The sequence below is a fragment of the Synechococcus sp. J7-Johnson genome, assembly GCF_024345795.1.
Taxonomy (GTDB): domain Bacteria; phylum Cyanobacteriota; class Cyanobacteriia; order PCC-6307; family Cyanobiaceae; genus Regnicoccus_A.
Genome location: NZ_JAGQBU010000028.1, coordinates 21385 through 34972, shown reverse-complemented (window position 1 = coordinate 34972; position 13588 = coordinate 21385). Strand labels below are relative to the sequence as shown.

The 13588-nt window shown below is 60.5% G+C and carries 12 protein-coding genes; 3 read left to right on the top strand and 9 right to left on the bottom strand.

Going from position 1 to position 13588, the window contains the following annotated elements; all coding sequences use genetic code 11:
- Positions 1 to 504 precede the first annotated feature (504 nt).
- From KBY93_RS12660 to KBY93_RS12645, 4 genes are all read right to left on the bottom strand, one after another.
- Positions 505 to 1155 (bottom strand): SH3 domain-containing protein, encoded by a 651-nt coding sequence (locus tag KBY93_RS12660; protein ID WP_255094784.1) that lies wholly within the window; start codon positions 1153 to 1155, stop codon positions 505 to 507.
- A 243-nt stretch (positions 1156 to 1398) separates the two neighbouring features.
- Positions 1399 to 2151: an abortive infection family protein gene (locus KBY93_RS12655; RefSeq protein ID WP_255094783.1), complete on the bottom strand. Its 753-nt coding sequence runs from the start codon at positions 2149 to 2151 to the stop codon at positions 1399 to 1401.
- A gap of 194 nt (positions 2152 to 2345) precedes the next feature.
- On the bottom strand, positions 2346 to 3317 hold the full coding sequence (locus tag KBY93_RS12650; protein ID WP_255094782.1) for an integron integrase: 972 nt from the start codon (positions 3315 to 3317) through the stop codon (positions 2346 to 2348).
- Positions 3318 to 3338: 21 nt separating this feature from the next.
- Positions 3339 to 4247, bottom strand: coding sequence for an MBL fold metallo-hydrolase (locus tag KBY93_RS12645; protein ID WP_255094781.1), 909 nt, complete (start codon positions 4245 to 4247; stop codon positions 3339 to 3341).
- A gap of 81 nt (positions 4248 to 4328) precedes the next feature.
- On the opposite strand from KBY93_RS12645, the gene KBY93_RS12640 reads away from it, so the two are divergent.
- From KBY93_RS12640 to KBY93_RS12630, 3 genes are all read left to right on the top strand, one after another.
- Positions 4329 to 5228 (top strand): SWIM zinc finger family protein, encoded by a 900-nt coding sequence (locus KBY93_RS12640; protein ID WP_255094780.1) that lies wholly within the window; start codon positions 4329 to 4331, stop codon positions 5226 to 5228.
- Entirely contained in the window at positions 5215 to 5757 is a 543-nt protein-coding gene (locus KBY93_RS12635; protein ID WP_255094779.1) for an MEKHLA domain-containing protein, read from the top strand. Before KBY93_RS12640 ends, KBY93_RS12635 begins: the two co-directional genes overlap by 14 nt.
- 191 nt (positions 5758 to 5948) lie before the next feature.
- Positions 5949 to 6356, top strand: a complete 408-nt coding sequence (locus KBY93_RS12630) for an Hsp20/alpha crystallin family protein (protein WP_094556173.1) — start codon at positions 5949 to 5951, stop codon at positions 6354 to 6356.
- 131 nt (positions 6357 to 6487) lie between these two features.
- Here KBY93_RS12630 and KBY93_RS12625 read toward each other — a convergent pair whose 3' ends face one another.
- From KBY93_RS12625 to KBY93_RS12605, 5 genes are all read right to left on the bottom strand, one after another.
- Positions 6488 to 7858 (bottom strand): IS110 family transposase, encoded by a 1371-nt coding sequence (locus KBY93_RS12625; protein WP_255094778.1) that lies wholly within the window; start codon positions 7856 to 7858, stop codon positions 6488 to 6490.
- Between the two features lie 266 nt (positions 7859 to 8124).
- Positions 8125 to 8952 (bottom strand): nitrate ABC transporter ATP-binding protein, encoded by an 828-nt coding sequence (locus KBY93_RS12620; RefSeq protein ID WP_255094789.1) that lies wholly within the window; start codon positions 8950 to 8952, stop codon positions 8125 to 8127.
- Between the two features lie 144 nt (positions 8953 to 9096).
- Entirely contained in the window at positions 9097 to 11112 is a 2016-nt protein-coding gene (locus tag KBY93_RS12615; protein WP_255094777.1) for a nitrate ABC transporter ATP-binding protein, read from the bottom strand.
- 65 nt (positions 11113 to 11177) lie between these two features.
- A complete protein-coding gene (gene ntrB, locus KBY93_RS12610) occupies positions 11178 to 12011 on the bottom strand; it encodes a nitrate ABC transporter permease (protein ID WP_255094776.1) in 834 nt (277 codons plus the stop codon).
- 119 nt (positions 12012 to 12130) lie between these two features.
- Positions 12131 to 13468: a CmpA/NrtA family ABC transporter substrate-binding protein gene (locus KBY93_RS12605; protein ID WP_255094775.1), complete on the bottom strand. Its 1338-nt coding sequence runs from the start codon at positions 13466 to 13468 to the stop codon at positions 12131 to 12133.
- Positions 13469 to 13588: the final 120 nt, after the last annotated feature.

Sequence of the window (13588 nt, the reverse complement as noted above, 5' to 3'; positions counted from 1 at the left end):
GCGTCGCGTCCTCTTTTTGGCGCAGATCTGCTCGTAGTCCGTAAAGCCCAGCTGGAGGGGGGCGGCCATCCGTTCCAGTCTCAGTCTTGGATCTGGATTGATTTTAGCCGGTTTTTCAGATGTTCCTTAAAGATCGCTCGCGCTATAATTAATCTGGATGTTGCTGATTGGGCTAACGCCGCCCTGAGTGACAGAATAAGAGTATAGAGCGGATCAAGAGGTTAGTTGGCGGCCTGCCCACCCTAGGGGTCTGTTAGCCACAGCATCATAAGAATAACTCCCTGTTTATAAGACAACACATATCAAAGCTTCTCACCTGAAATGCTCCCTACTAGCAAACCCAACTACTTTAAACTGATGGAGTACATCCGAATAGGCATTCAATAGAATATTCCAGCTCTGCCAAGAATTAGAATGCAAATCGAAGGGGCATGCCACATATCAGCTACAACAATCCATCTAGGTCGAAGAAGTAAACCAGCTAGGCAAGACTATCGGCACATTCTATTTAAGAATAGTGATTCGAGATCTGTGCATAAAACCGATTATTGGTGGTGAATCTTTGGATTTATTGGATTTAGATGGAGCGCTGACTCGCCACCACTCTGCTCCCGCCTCAGGATATGCTTTGAATTCCTGGCCTGATTTGACAATGCCAATTATCTGGCCATCAGATCGAGGAGAACTTCTGATATTTGTATAGCCGTCTGGGTCATTGATGACGGCACGACGGCCATCTTGGCTTAGTAATGTAGAACTAATGTCTTTTATTGCTTGTTTGCTCTGTACTGACACACTTTCTGAATTTACCTGTTGCTCGATACTGACTCGATTCTGTTCGACACTAAGTATACGGGCCACTTCGGCAGGAGCAAAGATCGAAAGCACTTGAAGATTCCTAGATGCTTGCTGGGGATTCTTTACAAGATCAAAGTCATTGCGCCGAGAGAAGTAAAAATCGACTGTCTTATATCTCCACTCTCTATCCTTTTCGGAGGCTGCTTGGAGCCTCTCTCGTTGGGTCTGCTGTCGCGAGTCAAGGTACTGAAAAGAGGAGAATATAAAGGTAGTTAATGGAACAGCAATTATGGCCAGGGTGGGAAACCATTTTCTTGCAGATGAACTCTCATATGCTAGCCGATTCTCCTCGAGCAACAGTCGCCTCTCATCAAGGCTAGCCTTTGATTCTTCCAAGCTTGACATATGGCTAAGATATATAGACTCACTTTGTCTAACTGACTGCTGACTCTTCTGCAAAATTTGCGTGAACCTCTTAACATATAAGCTGCGTAAAGCGGGCTATGGCTAACGCTCGCCATCACCTGGCCGCAAGGAGCCTGAGCGTACAAAATGAGAATCTAGGTGGCGGATCAGGTGCATGGTGATGTTAGCCTCCACTCACTTCTCCCGCAGCTTCGCGTCAAGAAACTGAAGCACGGTACGGGCCGCGTTGATGAACAGGATCGCCTCATCTTCATCGAGCAACTCGTCGTTGGGGTGCGCTACGCTGCCGCGGTTGCGCGCGGGGTTGAGGGCATCCATTACGCTGCCCAATGCACGAAGGACCTGGACTATTGGCCCCTTATGCGCACCGAGGGCCTGAAGGTTTGGGTGATCTCGCTTCAAGATCTTGAACAAGTCGAGTATGGATGGATCAGTGGAGTAGCTGTATCCAGCTTGGGCGCAAACGGCCTTCAGGTACCCGTGAAGTGCGGTGTGAACTCGATCGACGGCACTCGTTGGACCATTTACTCGCATCAGGGTTTCTGCGTCGTCGATAGCTCGCGCTACGACTTCGCTGGTCGTGGCGAGTTCTGGCGCCTCAACGGCTGCGGCGACAAGGCAGGTCTCAATAATTGTCCGAATGTGGTCCCCGGCCTCTGGCGAGCGAAGAGCTGAGGAACCTACTGGGTACTTGTCGAGGACCCCGGCAAGAATCCTGGCTTGAATCCGAGGCGTTGCCTCGCTGAGGATCTGGGTGAACCGTTCTCGTGTGGTTCCTTCGTATTGGTTCGGGTCGATGCAGAGTTCGCAGTACTCGCCGTAGAACTCCGCGTGAGTTCGGTACGAGAAGTCACCCAAGTAACCGCCCGAGACGCCGATGTAGCGGTTAACTACGAAGGAGATGTCTCGGCGCGAAATTCCTGGCACGGTGTCTTCTCAGTGTGTGGCTAACAGTATTTCGGCGGGTCCGGTATCCATCCCTAACCCGGCTCACTGGCCGCATAAGAATCCCCCAAAGCCGACAGCCTTTCGTGGAGCTCTCACCAGCGTAGGGCCTTTGAGGGATTTGGCTCATCGGCGTTGGGTTCATAGGCGGGTCCGCAAACCGAATGTTCAGGTTGCTACAAAAGGTCCGCTGGGCTCAACACCCCACATGGGCCACGATTCAGCACATGGGTATAGATCATCGTGGTCTTCACGTTGCTATGTCCAAGCAATTCCTGGATGGTGCGGATGTCCTGGCCACGCTCAAGTAAGTGAGTCGCGAACGAGTGGCGAAATGTGTGGCAACTGGCCGGCTTGCTGATGCCGGCTCGCAGGATCGCCCGCTTCACGGCCTTCTGGATCACGGATGGATCGATGTGATGCCGGCCTTCCATTCGGGTCTTGTTGTCAAACCAGCGGTGCGACTGTGGAAAGACCCACTGCCACCCCCATTCCGAGGCCGCGTTGGGGTACTTCCGTCCCAGTGCCATCGGCAGCATCACCCTTCCCCAACCTGCCGCCAGGTCTCTCCGGTGAATCTGTCGCACCGCCTCCAGATGTTCCTGCAACGGCTCCAGAAGGCTGGCTGGGAGAACGGTGACCCGGTCCTTGTCCCCTTTGCCGCTGCGAACGGTCAGCTGCCGGGCCTCGATTTCCACATCCTTCACCCGAAGCCGCAGTGCTTCCATGAGCCGCAGACCGCTGCCGTATAGAAGCTGCGCCACGAGTTGTTCGGTGCCCTTGAGCTGTTGCAGAACATCCCTCGTCTCTTTCAACGTGAACACCACCGGCAGCCTCTTGGGCTGCCGTGCACGCACTACACCGTCCAGGTTCCCTACATCACCGCCCAGCACCTGCCTGTAGAGAAATAACAAGGCCGACAGCGCCTGATTCTGCGTGGAAGCACTCACCTGCCCCACCGTGGCCAGATGCGACAGGAAGGCATTGATCTCCTGCTCGCCCATCTCCCTGGGATGCCGCATCCCGTGAAAGCGCAGAAAGCGTTTCACCCACTGGGCGTAGCTGGTGATCGTGCGCCGGGCGTAACGCCTCACCTGCATCTCCTCACGGAAACGATCCATCAGCCGTGGGCCTGAAGCCTGAGCCATGCGTTCAACGCAGATCCACTTTCAGGGTTCCCCGCTCGGTCCCTCCCGAGCCCGCGTCAGTGTTGCCTCCAACTCACGCCGCCACTCGCCCGGGGCGAATGAATGCCAGCGGCCGTGGCCGGGCAGCAGCCAGCGCACATCCAGATCGAGCAGGCGCTCCACCGACCGCAGCTGCTCCTCCCAGTTCCACCAGCACACCCGCCGGGAGGCCACCACACCCGGCGGATCCACCCCCCACCAGAGGTGGTCGCCGCTGAACAGCACCTGATCCGCGAACAGCACCGCCACACAGCCGGCCGTGTGTCCCGGCACCGGAATCACCAGCAGATCGTCATCGAGCCGCAGGCGCTCAGTGCCCTCGAAGCGGTGCTCCGCCTCAGCGGCCGCATCGGCATCGGCGCTGTGGATCCAGCGCTCGGCTCCGAAACGCCGGGCCCAGGCCTGGTGATCGGCCACGTCATCGCGGTGGCTGAGCAGGATGCGGCTGACGCCACCCATGGCCTCGATACGGCGGGCCAGCTCTGCGCTCCAGCGCGGGGAATCAATCAGCACGTTGTCGGGGCTGCCATCGCTGCGCCGCCGGGTGATCAGCCAGCTGCTGGCCCCGAAGCTCTTGCGCGACGCCCAGCCGCAGTAATGCACCTCCCCCTGCGCAAGGCTCATCACCAGGGATGGGAAGCCATCGGCGGGCGTGAGCGCCAGCAGCTCCCGAATGGTGCCGATGGCCGCTACCGGACAGGCCTGCAGCGCCAGCAACGCCGCCCTGACCTCCTCCTCCCCGGCCGGCTGGGCCCACACATGCGACGTGCGGCCGGTCGGCGCGAAGTGGGCCGGATCGAACTGCCAGCAGGTGCCGCAGTCGATGCAACTGCGATCCACATAGAAGGGACCGTCCGCATTGACGGCCAGACGCTCGGCGGCACGGGCCATGGCCAGACTCCGGGACCAATCCAGCCTGGCGAGCGCGGACCATCAGCGGCCGCTGATCCGGTCGCTCGGCATACTTTCTCCATGACCATCACCGGCACCGGCGGCGCCTTCGGCGGCAGCGCGATCACCACCCAGCTGGGCCAGCAAGGCCTGGGGCAGCAGCCCTGGTGGGTGGAGCAGTGGATGGAGCTGATCAACTCCTATCGCTACAAGAAACGGCTCGAGCGCGCCTGGTCGTATGTGCGTGAGGGCAACGTGCTCTCGATCCGCTTCGAGGGGAGGCGGGTGCATGCCCGCGTGCAGGGCACCGAGGAGGAGCCCTACAAGGTGAAGCTCTGGCTGGATGTGCTCAGCGACGACGACTGGGGCTACGTGCTCGAGGCCCTCGGCCAGAAGGCCCGCTGGTCGGCCCAGTTGCTGGCCGGGGTAATGCCCCAGGACATCGAGCGCGCCTTCGCCGCCAGCGGCCGCCGCCTGTTTCCCTTCAAGCTCCAGGAGGTGCGCAGCGAATGCAGCTGCCCTGACAAGGCCAACCCCTGCAAGCACGTCAGCGCCGTCTACTACCTGATGGGTGATCGCTTCAGCGAAGACCCGTTCGTGCTCTTCCAGCTGCGCGGTCGCTCCAGAACCCAGCTGCTCTCCGACCTGGCCAAGCGCAGACGGAAACAGCTGGCTGCAGCCGCAGGCGGTAAGCGCCAGGCCGCCGTTCATGTGCCGCACCCCGTCCACCCAGCCGTGGGCGACCCGAGCCGCTGGTGGTCGTACGCATCGGCCCTGGATCCGGATCTGGTGGTGATTACTCCGGCCATGGAAGGGGAGAGCGGGCTCGATGAAGCCGGTGAGCTGCCCCTGGCCCACGAACCCCTCTTCCCAGACGCCAACAGCCGCTTCCTCTCCCTGCTGCAGGCCCAGGCCAGCCGGGTGAGCCAGCTGGCCTGGGCCCAGGCCATGGGTGGCGGTAGCAGCGATGCCGCTGACTGAGCCCGGGTCATCCCCCGGCGAAGCCCCCTGGCTCAGCCCTGCTGGGATCGAGCGGGCCAGCTGGTTGCTGGCCTCTCACCAGAGTGCCTTCGGACGGCCCCTGATCGCCACCTCCACCCCTGCCCTGCCAGCCCCATCCCCCGGTGAGGCGCGGCAGCGGGCCCAAGAGCTGTTCGCCGCCGCCACCGTGGTGCTCGCCCACGACGGCAGCGCCGATCGACCTGATCAGGACCCCCGCCTGATCTACGCCAACCGCTCGGCCCTGGCGCTCTGGCGCCGCCCCTGGCACGAGATGGTCGGCATGCCCTCCCGGCTCACGGCGGAGCCCGCTGAGCGCTCAAGCCGAGCCCGCCTGCTGACCAGCGCCCGGGCCTTGGAGGCGATCAGCGGTTACACCGGCATCCGCATCGACAGCCACGGCCGTCGCTTCGTGATCAGCCGCGCCCGCCTCTGGACCCTGCGCGATCGCGACGGCCGCGATTGCGGCCAGGCCGCTGCCTTCTCGAACTGGTGGTGGCTTCTGAATTAGCGCTTGGCTGCAACTCCTGGCTGCAACTTTTGTCGGTTCTCCCCCCTGCTCTGGTGTAGAGACCGACCAAGGCGTGCAGCCCGTACCGAGATGGACGGTTTCTGCGCTCCAGGATCTCATCTAGATCAGCCACATTGTTTGGACGGGTGATCCGGAAACACCCTGATCATTTATCTGTTAAGGACATCACCATGCTGACCCTGCGCCATTCCCCCTTCGATCTGCTCGAGCGTCTGGAGCAACAGGTCAATCAGGCCGAGCGTGTACCTGCCGCCGAAGTGCATGAAACCGCTGAGGCCTACGTCGTCGTGCTGGAACTGCCCGGCGTCGACAAAGATTCGATCGAAGTGAAGGCCACCGATCGCTCCTTGCTGATCAGTGCCGAGCGCCGCTCCCAGACCAGCAGCGGCAACGACAACGCCAAGGAAGCCGGCCCGATCCACAGCGAATTCCGCTATGGCACCTGGAGCCGCAGCTTCCGTTTTGCAGCCGGCCTGCAGCGGGAGGGCATCGAAGCCCGCTACCGCGACGGCCTGTTGACCGTGACGGCCCCCAAGGCCCAGACCCACAGCACCGTGGTGGTGAAAGTGGAGAGCTGAATGGAAGCGGGGGTCGGCTGAACCAGACCCCCGTTGGAGTCGACACGAGGAGAGCTGAGCGAGCTCCGGCCTTACGGCCGGAGCTTTCCTAAGAAACACAGCGTTGCGGCGGGCCTCTCTGTTTTCTCTATTCAGGCTTCAGTGAGCGTTAGGCCGAGGCGCTGAGCTCGTCTCTTTATGGCATTGATCTGTATCTGCCGCTGCTCCGCTTCGTAACGGCTCAGACCAGGATCAACCAGGGATATGCCATCGCGCAATGCCCGGTAATAGAGTTCGGCCAACTTGCGTGCTGTTGCAATAATTGCCTTCGGACGACCAATCCTCGCTGCTAACCGCCTTTGCAATCCACCGAGAGATGTCTTCGTACGCGCCAGAACTTGCGCTGCCATCCAAAAAGCAGTCCGGGCAGGATTGGCTCCCACCGCTGTGCCTGATGATAGAAGCCTTCCGCCAGATACCTTGTTCCGCGGGGCCAGGCCAAGCCATGACGTGAAATGCTTGGCCGTCGGCCACCGACTCATATCTGTTCCACACTCACTAATCACTGTCAAAAGAGTTCCATGGCCCATTCCAGGTAGCTGCATCATGTCTCTGCCACAAAGCGCAGCGCACAGTGGCCTGGGATTGAAGTTCAGAGATCGAACGCGATTTCGACTATCAAGTTTCACACTTGAGAGCTTCTTGTCATTCAAGAACTGCCTATTCTCCTGGCTGGCTGACGCAACCAGGGCCTGCAACAGTCCATTGATTCTATCTTCGCATCTTGAGATTCTCTCAGAATAGAAGTCGTAAAGAGAAAATGCATTCTCCAACTCGAAAAGATGGTCATCCTCATAATTTCCTTCCAGCGCTTTGGCGATTGTCTGCTGGGTCTGCTTGCAGCGTGCATCTCGATGTTCGGCCAAGACGAGGGGAGCCCTTTCGCCAGCAAGAATAGAAGTAATGATCCGACGTCCAGTTTCGCCCATGACATCTGTGACAACATGATGAAGCTGTAGATTCATCTGCATCAGCGCCTTCTGGATTAACTGTAAATAACGGGCTCGTCCTCTGGCAAGGTTCTCTCTTGTGCGAACGTACGATCTCAAATGTGCAAGTGTACCTTCAGGAAGAATGCTGCCCCGTAATAAGCCATAAGAGTGGAGCTGCTGGAGCCATTGCGCATCATTGATATCCGACTTGCGGCCCGGAACACTTTTGACATGCCTGGCATTCACGAGATCAACTGCAATTCCAGCCTTGACCAGAATCTCAAATGCTGGAATCCAATAAACCCCTGTAGACTCCATTGCTACAGTCGTAATCCCGTGTCCTTTGAGCCAGGTCGCCAATTCAAGCAGGTCGCCGGTAAATGTTCCGAACTGTCGCGTTGACTGATCTTCAAGTTCGCAGGGGATTGAAACAACATGAAAGCGGCTGCCGATATCAATGCCCGCTGCCCTGGGATTGACTACGGCCAGTTTTGATCGTGGCTGTCGTTTGATGCCGGTTGAGTTGCTCATGGGGCTGCGATGTACGTTGAAGGGCGCAGACGGGGTCTTCGTGCAATATCGTTTTCCTAATCGGGATGAGATTCATGATGATCATGAACTCTCGCCAGGTGAGATTTCGTACAAGACCCTGAGCCAGGTTTTTTTACGGGGTCAGGCCTCCAGTAATCATTCGGCCGCTGACCACGCCCTTTCTCATCATGAACACCTGCTCAGGATTTGGCAGCACGTGTTTCGGCTGGGGGGACGCGCAAGCTGTGCAGTGCTGTTTTTTTGCGTCAGTCCGCTGTGTCGTCGTGGGCGAAGCGGCTGTACAGGAAATCCAGCGCCTGGTTACGCAGGTCGTAGTAGAGAGGGTCCTCCATGATTTCCTCGCGGTTGCGCGGCCGCGGGAAGCTGATGTCCATGATTTCGCCGATCTTGGCAGCCGGGCCGTTGGTCATCATCACCAGCCGATCGGCCAGGAAAAGGGCCTCATCGATGTCGTGGGTGATCATCAGCACCGTGCACTTCTGGGTGTTCCAGATGGTGAGCAGCTCCTCCTGCAACTCCTCCTTGGTGATCGCATCGAGGGCCCCGAAAGGTTCGTCGAGAATCAGCACCTCCGGCCGGATCGCCAGCGCCCTGGCGATCGCCACGCGCTGCTTCATGCCACCGGAGAGCTGCAGGATCTTTTTCTCAGCCGCCTCGGTGAGCCCCACCATTGCCAGGTGCTCCCGGGTGATCTCCTTCTTCTCACGCTCCGGCAGATCCGGCTTCACCGAATCAACCGCCAGATACACATTCTCATAGGCAGTGAACCAGGGCAGCAGGGCATAGCCCTGGAAGACCACCATCCGGTCGGGGCCTGGTTTGGTGATCCGGTTGCCGTGAAGGATCACCTGACCTTCGGTGGGGGTGGCGAAGCCCGACACCATGTTCAACAGGGTGGATTTACCGCAACCGGAGTGGCCGATCACGCACATGAACTCCCCCTGGTTCACGGCCATGTCGATGGCATCGAGCACCGTGTAAGGGCCAGTGGCGGTGGGATACACCTTGCTGACGTTCTCGAAACGCAGGAAGGCATCGCCGGGCGGAGGTGCCGCCGAGGCCGGGGCTCCCATTGGGGCAGGCTGGATCAGAGTCGACATGGAAGGTCTCGATGAGGAATGGGGAGCTGAAAGAAATCTCGAGCTGAAAGAAATCGCGACGCGAGCAAGGCACGGAAAGCGCCAACCTGGGCCGCAGGGGCCCGTTGGCGTGTGGCCTCAACTGCGACGGGGTGGGGCCAGGGGGATCTCGGCGATGCTGAAATCGCGCTTGATCGTCTGCGCGTTCAGATAGCCGATCGGGTCGTCGGCATTGAAGGGAAGGCCATCGAAGAGCTCGATGCCCTGGCGCTGATAGCTGATCGCATCGAGGCCGAGTTCGCGGGCCGCGGTGCTGAACACCCCCACCTGGCAGACGCGCTCAAGGATCTCCACCCAGTTGCGCGGCAGCGGAATCTCACCCCAGCGGGCCATCTGGGTCATCATCCAGAGGTGTTCGGTGCGGCTGGGCCTGTTCAGTCCCTCACCGAAGAACAGGTGATGGGGCACTGCGCTCTCGCTCTCCGGCCCGCCCCGGTCAACGTCGGTGCTGGCTTCGCTGAAGCGGATCAGCTCCGGCTTGATGCCCAGATAGCGGCGATCGCTGAGCAATTCGCTCAGTTCGCCCCAATGGGCGGGATCGGCGCAGTAGCGGCAGGCCTCGAGCATCGCCTTGGTGAGGGCGATGTGGGTGTTGGGATAGGCAATCGCCCAGTCTTCGCGCACGCCCAGCACCTTGCCGGGGTGGCCGGGCCAGATCGCCAGGTCGCCCGCCACCGCGATGCCATGGCCGTCGCGGATGGCCCGATCGAGCCAGGGGGCGCCCACGCAGTAGCCATCGATGCTGCCGTCCTTGAGGTCGGCGAGCATCTGGGCCGGCGGCAGGGCCTGCAGGTGCACATCCTTGTCGGGGTCGATGCCATTCGCCGCCAGCCAGTAGCGCAGCAGCAGGTTGTGCATCGAGGCCTCGTGCACGATCCCCATCGTGTGGGGCTCGCGCTCGTGGCTCTTGAGATAGGCGCGGTAGTCCTCCACCGTGCGCACACCCTGCTCCGCCAGGCGGCGGCCCAGGGTGATGCCGTTGCCGTTGCGGCTCAGGGTGAGCGCCGTCACGATCGGCAAGGGCGCACCGCCGTGGCCACCGGCTGTCATCCAGGTGGGCATACCAGCCGGCATCACCGAGGCATCAAGGGTGCCGTCGACCAGCCCATCGACGATGCCGCGCCAGGTGGGTTCGCGAATCAGGCTCACCTCATCGAGGCCGTGCTTGGTGAACAGGCCATGGGCCTCGGCCACCGCCAGCGGGGCACTTGCGGCCAGGGGCAGGAAACCCAGATCCAGGTTCACTTTCTCCAGCCCATGGCGGGCCACCACCTGGTGGGGCCGGGCCCGCCACTGCTTCACCCGCTTCTGGCGGTTGAGGAAGTAGATGATCTCCGATCGCAGGCTGTAGTAGCTGGGGTGGTGCACCACCTCCAGGCGCTGCCTCGGCCGGGGGATATCCACCTCGAGAATGCCGCCGATGTTCGAGCCCGGGCCGTTGGTGAGCATCACGATGCGGTCGGAGAGCAGCACCGCCTCATCCACGTCGTGGGTGACCATCACCGCGGTGAGCTCGTGCTCGTTGCAGATCTGCATCAGCTTCTCCTGCAGATTGCCCCGTGTGAGTGCATCGAGAGCGCCGAAGGGTTCATCGAGCAGCAGCAGTTTGGGGCGGATCGACAGGGCCCGGGCGATTGCCACCCGCTGGCGCATGCCACCGGAGAGCTGCAGGGGCAACTTGCTGGCAGCCGGGCCGAGCCCCACCATGTCGATGTGCTCCTGGACCAGGGCATCGCGCTCAGTGGAGCTGATCTTTCCCATCACCTCATCCACCGCCAGGGCGATGTTCTCCCGCACTGTGAGCCAGGGCAGCAGGGAGTAGTTCTGGAACACCACCATCTTGTCGGGGCCTGGGCGCTTGACGGCTTCGCCGTCGAGCAGCACGGTGCCCTCAGTGGGGAGGTCGAGCCCGGCGATCATGTTGAGCAGGGTGCTCTTGCCGCAACCGGAGTGGCCGATCAGGGAGATGAACTCGCCCTTATGAATCTCCAGGTCGATGCCCTGCAGGGCCAGGTAGGTGCCGCCGCCCTTTAAGGCGAAGCTTTTGTCGATGGTACGCACATCCACAAGGGACGGCGCTGTGGTGGTGGTCATGGCTGGATCCTGTGCAGAGGGGGCGTAGGCAGGCCGCGGGTACGAAGCGGGGTGAGAAAGGACCATCACTGGCCGGGGGAGATGCGTGTCTGCAGCCAGGCCATCAGGCGATCGAGCACAAGGCCGATGGCACCGATCCAGATCACGCCGAGCACGATCTCGCCCACATAGTTCTGCTGGTAGGCATCCCAGATGAAGAAACCGATACCCAGGGTGCCGGGCATCACGATCTCAGCCGCGATGATCGCCAACCAGGCCAGACCGATCGAAATGCGCAGGCCCGTGAAGATGTAGGGGAGAGCAGAAGGGATCAGCACCTTGGTGAAGAAGCGCCGGCTCGACATTTGCAGCACCAGGGCCACGTTGCGGTAGTCCTGGGGAATCTGACGAACCCCTTCAGCGGTGTTGATCAGGATCGGCCAGATCGCCGTGATGAAGATCACGAAAATGGCCGCCGGCTGGTTGTTCTGAAACAGCACCAGGGCGATCGGCACCCAGGCCAATGGCGCCACCATGCGCAGGAACTGAAACAGGGGATCAAAGGCGCGGTTGATCGTGGGCTTGAGGCCGATCGTGATCCCCACGGCGATACCAACGAGGGCGGCAAGGGTGTAGCCCTGAGCCACCCGCGACAGGCTGGCCATCGTTTGCCAGAAGAGACCTTTGTCGAGGCCGCCGCGATCGTAGAAGGGGTAGAAGATCAGGGTGCGCGTGCGCTCTTCGGTGAACAGGCTCGAAGGGGCGGGCAGGGCGATCACCCCTGCCGAGGAGAGTATCTGCCAGAGCAGCAGGAACCCGCCGGTGCCCAGAAGTGGCGGCAGCCAGCTGCCGGAGCTCCTGGTGAGCCATCTCAGGGGACTGATGGACGCCCCGGGGCGGCGCGATGAGGTGGGAACCATGAATTAGATACTCCTTAAAACAAGTTCTGGGGATGGGATGCGGTCCACAGCCACTGAGATCGGGCTGTGGACCTTCAGCGAGTTGAGAGCGGTTGGGTAGGTGCTAAATCACTCCAAGCTCACTTCTTGATCTTCAGACTGTCGAGATAGGCCTGAGGATTCTCCGGGTCGTAGGTGACGCCATCAAAGAAGGTTTCCTTGCCACGGCTGGAGGAGGTGGGGATGTCCGCAGCGGGAAGCCCCAGTTCCTTGGCCGCCGTGATCCAGAGATCTTCGCGGACCACTTTGTCGTTGATCGCCTTGGCCTGCTCCACCGTATCGACCACGCCGGGATAGAACTTCCAGCGCATCGATTCGAGCAGGAACCAGAGGCTGAGACTCTTATAGGGATAGGAGATCACACCGCGATCGCTGGCCCAATAAAGGGGGCCCATCGCAGGATCGCTCTCGGGCTTCATGTCAGCGCCCAGCTTGTACTGGCCCTTGAGAGCTTCTTCCAGCACCGGCACGGGGATGTTGTACCACTTGCGGGAACTGAGAATCTTGGCCACCTCCGAACGGTTCTCGGCCTTGTCCATCCACATCTGGGCTTCGATCAGCCCCTTGATCAAGGCCACGGTGGCCTTGGGATGCTTGTCCACCCAGTCGGCCCGTACTGCCAGATACTCCTCAGGGTGGGACTTCCAGATCTGGGCGGTGATCGCCGGCAGATAGCCCACCCCGTCCTTGACGATCCGGGACGGCCAGGGGTCGCCGGTGGAGAAGGCCTGCATCGTGCCGTTCTTCATCCCCTGGAGGGTTTCGGTGGCGGGCACCGTCAGCAGCTCCACGTCCTTGTCGGGGTCCACGCCGCCAGCGGCCAGCCAGTAGCGGATCCAGATCTCCTGGTTCGCTTTCGGGAAGGTGTAGGAGGCCTTGAACTTGCTGCCGCTCTTCTTTGCAAAGGCGTCGAAGAAGCCAGGCGAGCTGGTCTTGAGGTCAACGCTGAGGTTGCCATCCTTGACGGCATTGGAGGCGGCGATGCCGTTGCCCTGGCTCATCAGCATCGCCAGCACATACATCGGCACCTTCTTGCCATCAGTGATCGCGCCTTCGCTGATCATCTGGGGCATGGGCATCTGCCACTGTCCGCCGTCGATGCCGCCACCGGCGGAACCGAGCACCACGTTGTCGCGGGCGGAAGGCCAGCTTGCCTGCTTGGTGAGGTTCACCTCCAGGCCATGCTTGGCGAAGTACCCCTTCTCGACGGCCACCACCAACGGCGCGGCTTCAAGGATGGGGATGAAGCCGAGATTGACGGTTTTGGTCTCGAGGCCCTTGTCGGCGGTAGCCGCCGGTGCGGAGGTGTCACCCCCTCCAGCTCCGGTATCCGGAGGGTTTCCGAGACAACCCCCGAGCATCACGCTTCCGACCAGGGTTGCGCTCATCAGAGCAAGAAATTGGCGGCGCTTGGACATGGATTCAATGGCAAAGGGAAACTGCGGCTCGACATCCTGTCGATCCGAAATAGAAGATTGAGCTTTGGGAAATACTTAGGGGAAAACGGCTCAGAGGTTGAGAACACCAACAGCCGAATC

Bases quoted from the DNA above. Each gene is read 5' to 3' on its own strand.
- KBY93_RS12650 (WP_255094782.1), bottom strand. From the start codon at position 3,317: ATGGCTCAGGCTTCAGGCCCACGGCTGATGGATCGTTTCCGTGAGGAG.
- KBY93_RS12645 (WP_255094781.1), bottom strand. From the start codon at position 4,247: ATGGCCCGTGCCGCCGAGCGTCTGGCCGTCAATGCGGACGGTCCCTTC.
- KBY93_RS12640 (WP_255094780.1), top strand. From the start codon at position 4,329: ATGACCATCACCGGCACCGGCGGCGCCTTCGGCGGCAGCGCGATCACC.
- KBY93_RS12635 (WP_255094779.1), top strand. From the start codon at position 5,215: ATGCCGCTGACTGAGCCCGGGTCATCCCCCGGCGAAGCCCCCTGGCTC.
- KBY93_RS12630 (WP_094556173.1), top strand. From the start codon at position 5,949: ATGCTGACCCTGCGCCATTCCCCCTTCGATCTGCTCGAGCGTCTGGAG.
- KBY93_RS12625 (WP_255094778.1), bottom strand. From the start codon at position 7,858: ATGAGCAACTCAACCGGCATCAAACGACAGCCACGATCAAAACTGGCC.
- KBY93_RS12620 (WP_255094789.1), bottom strand. From the start codon at position 8,952: ATGGGAGCCCCGGCCTCGGCGGCACCTCCGCCCGGCGATGCCTTCCTG.
- KBY93_RS12615 (WP_255094777.1), bottom strand. From the start codon at position 11,112: ATGACCACCACCACAGCGCCGTCCCTTGTGGATGTGCGTACCATCGAC.
- ntrB (WP_255094776.1), bottom strand. From the start codon at position 12,011: ATGGTTCCCACCTCATCGCGCCGCCCCGGGGCGTCCATCAGTCCCCTG.
- KBY93_RS12605 (WP_255094775.1), bottom strand. From the start codon at position 13,468: ATGTCCAAGCGCCGCCAATTTCTTGCTCTGATGAGCGCAACCCTGGTC.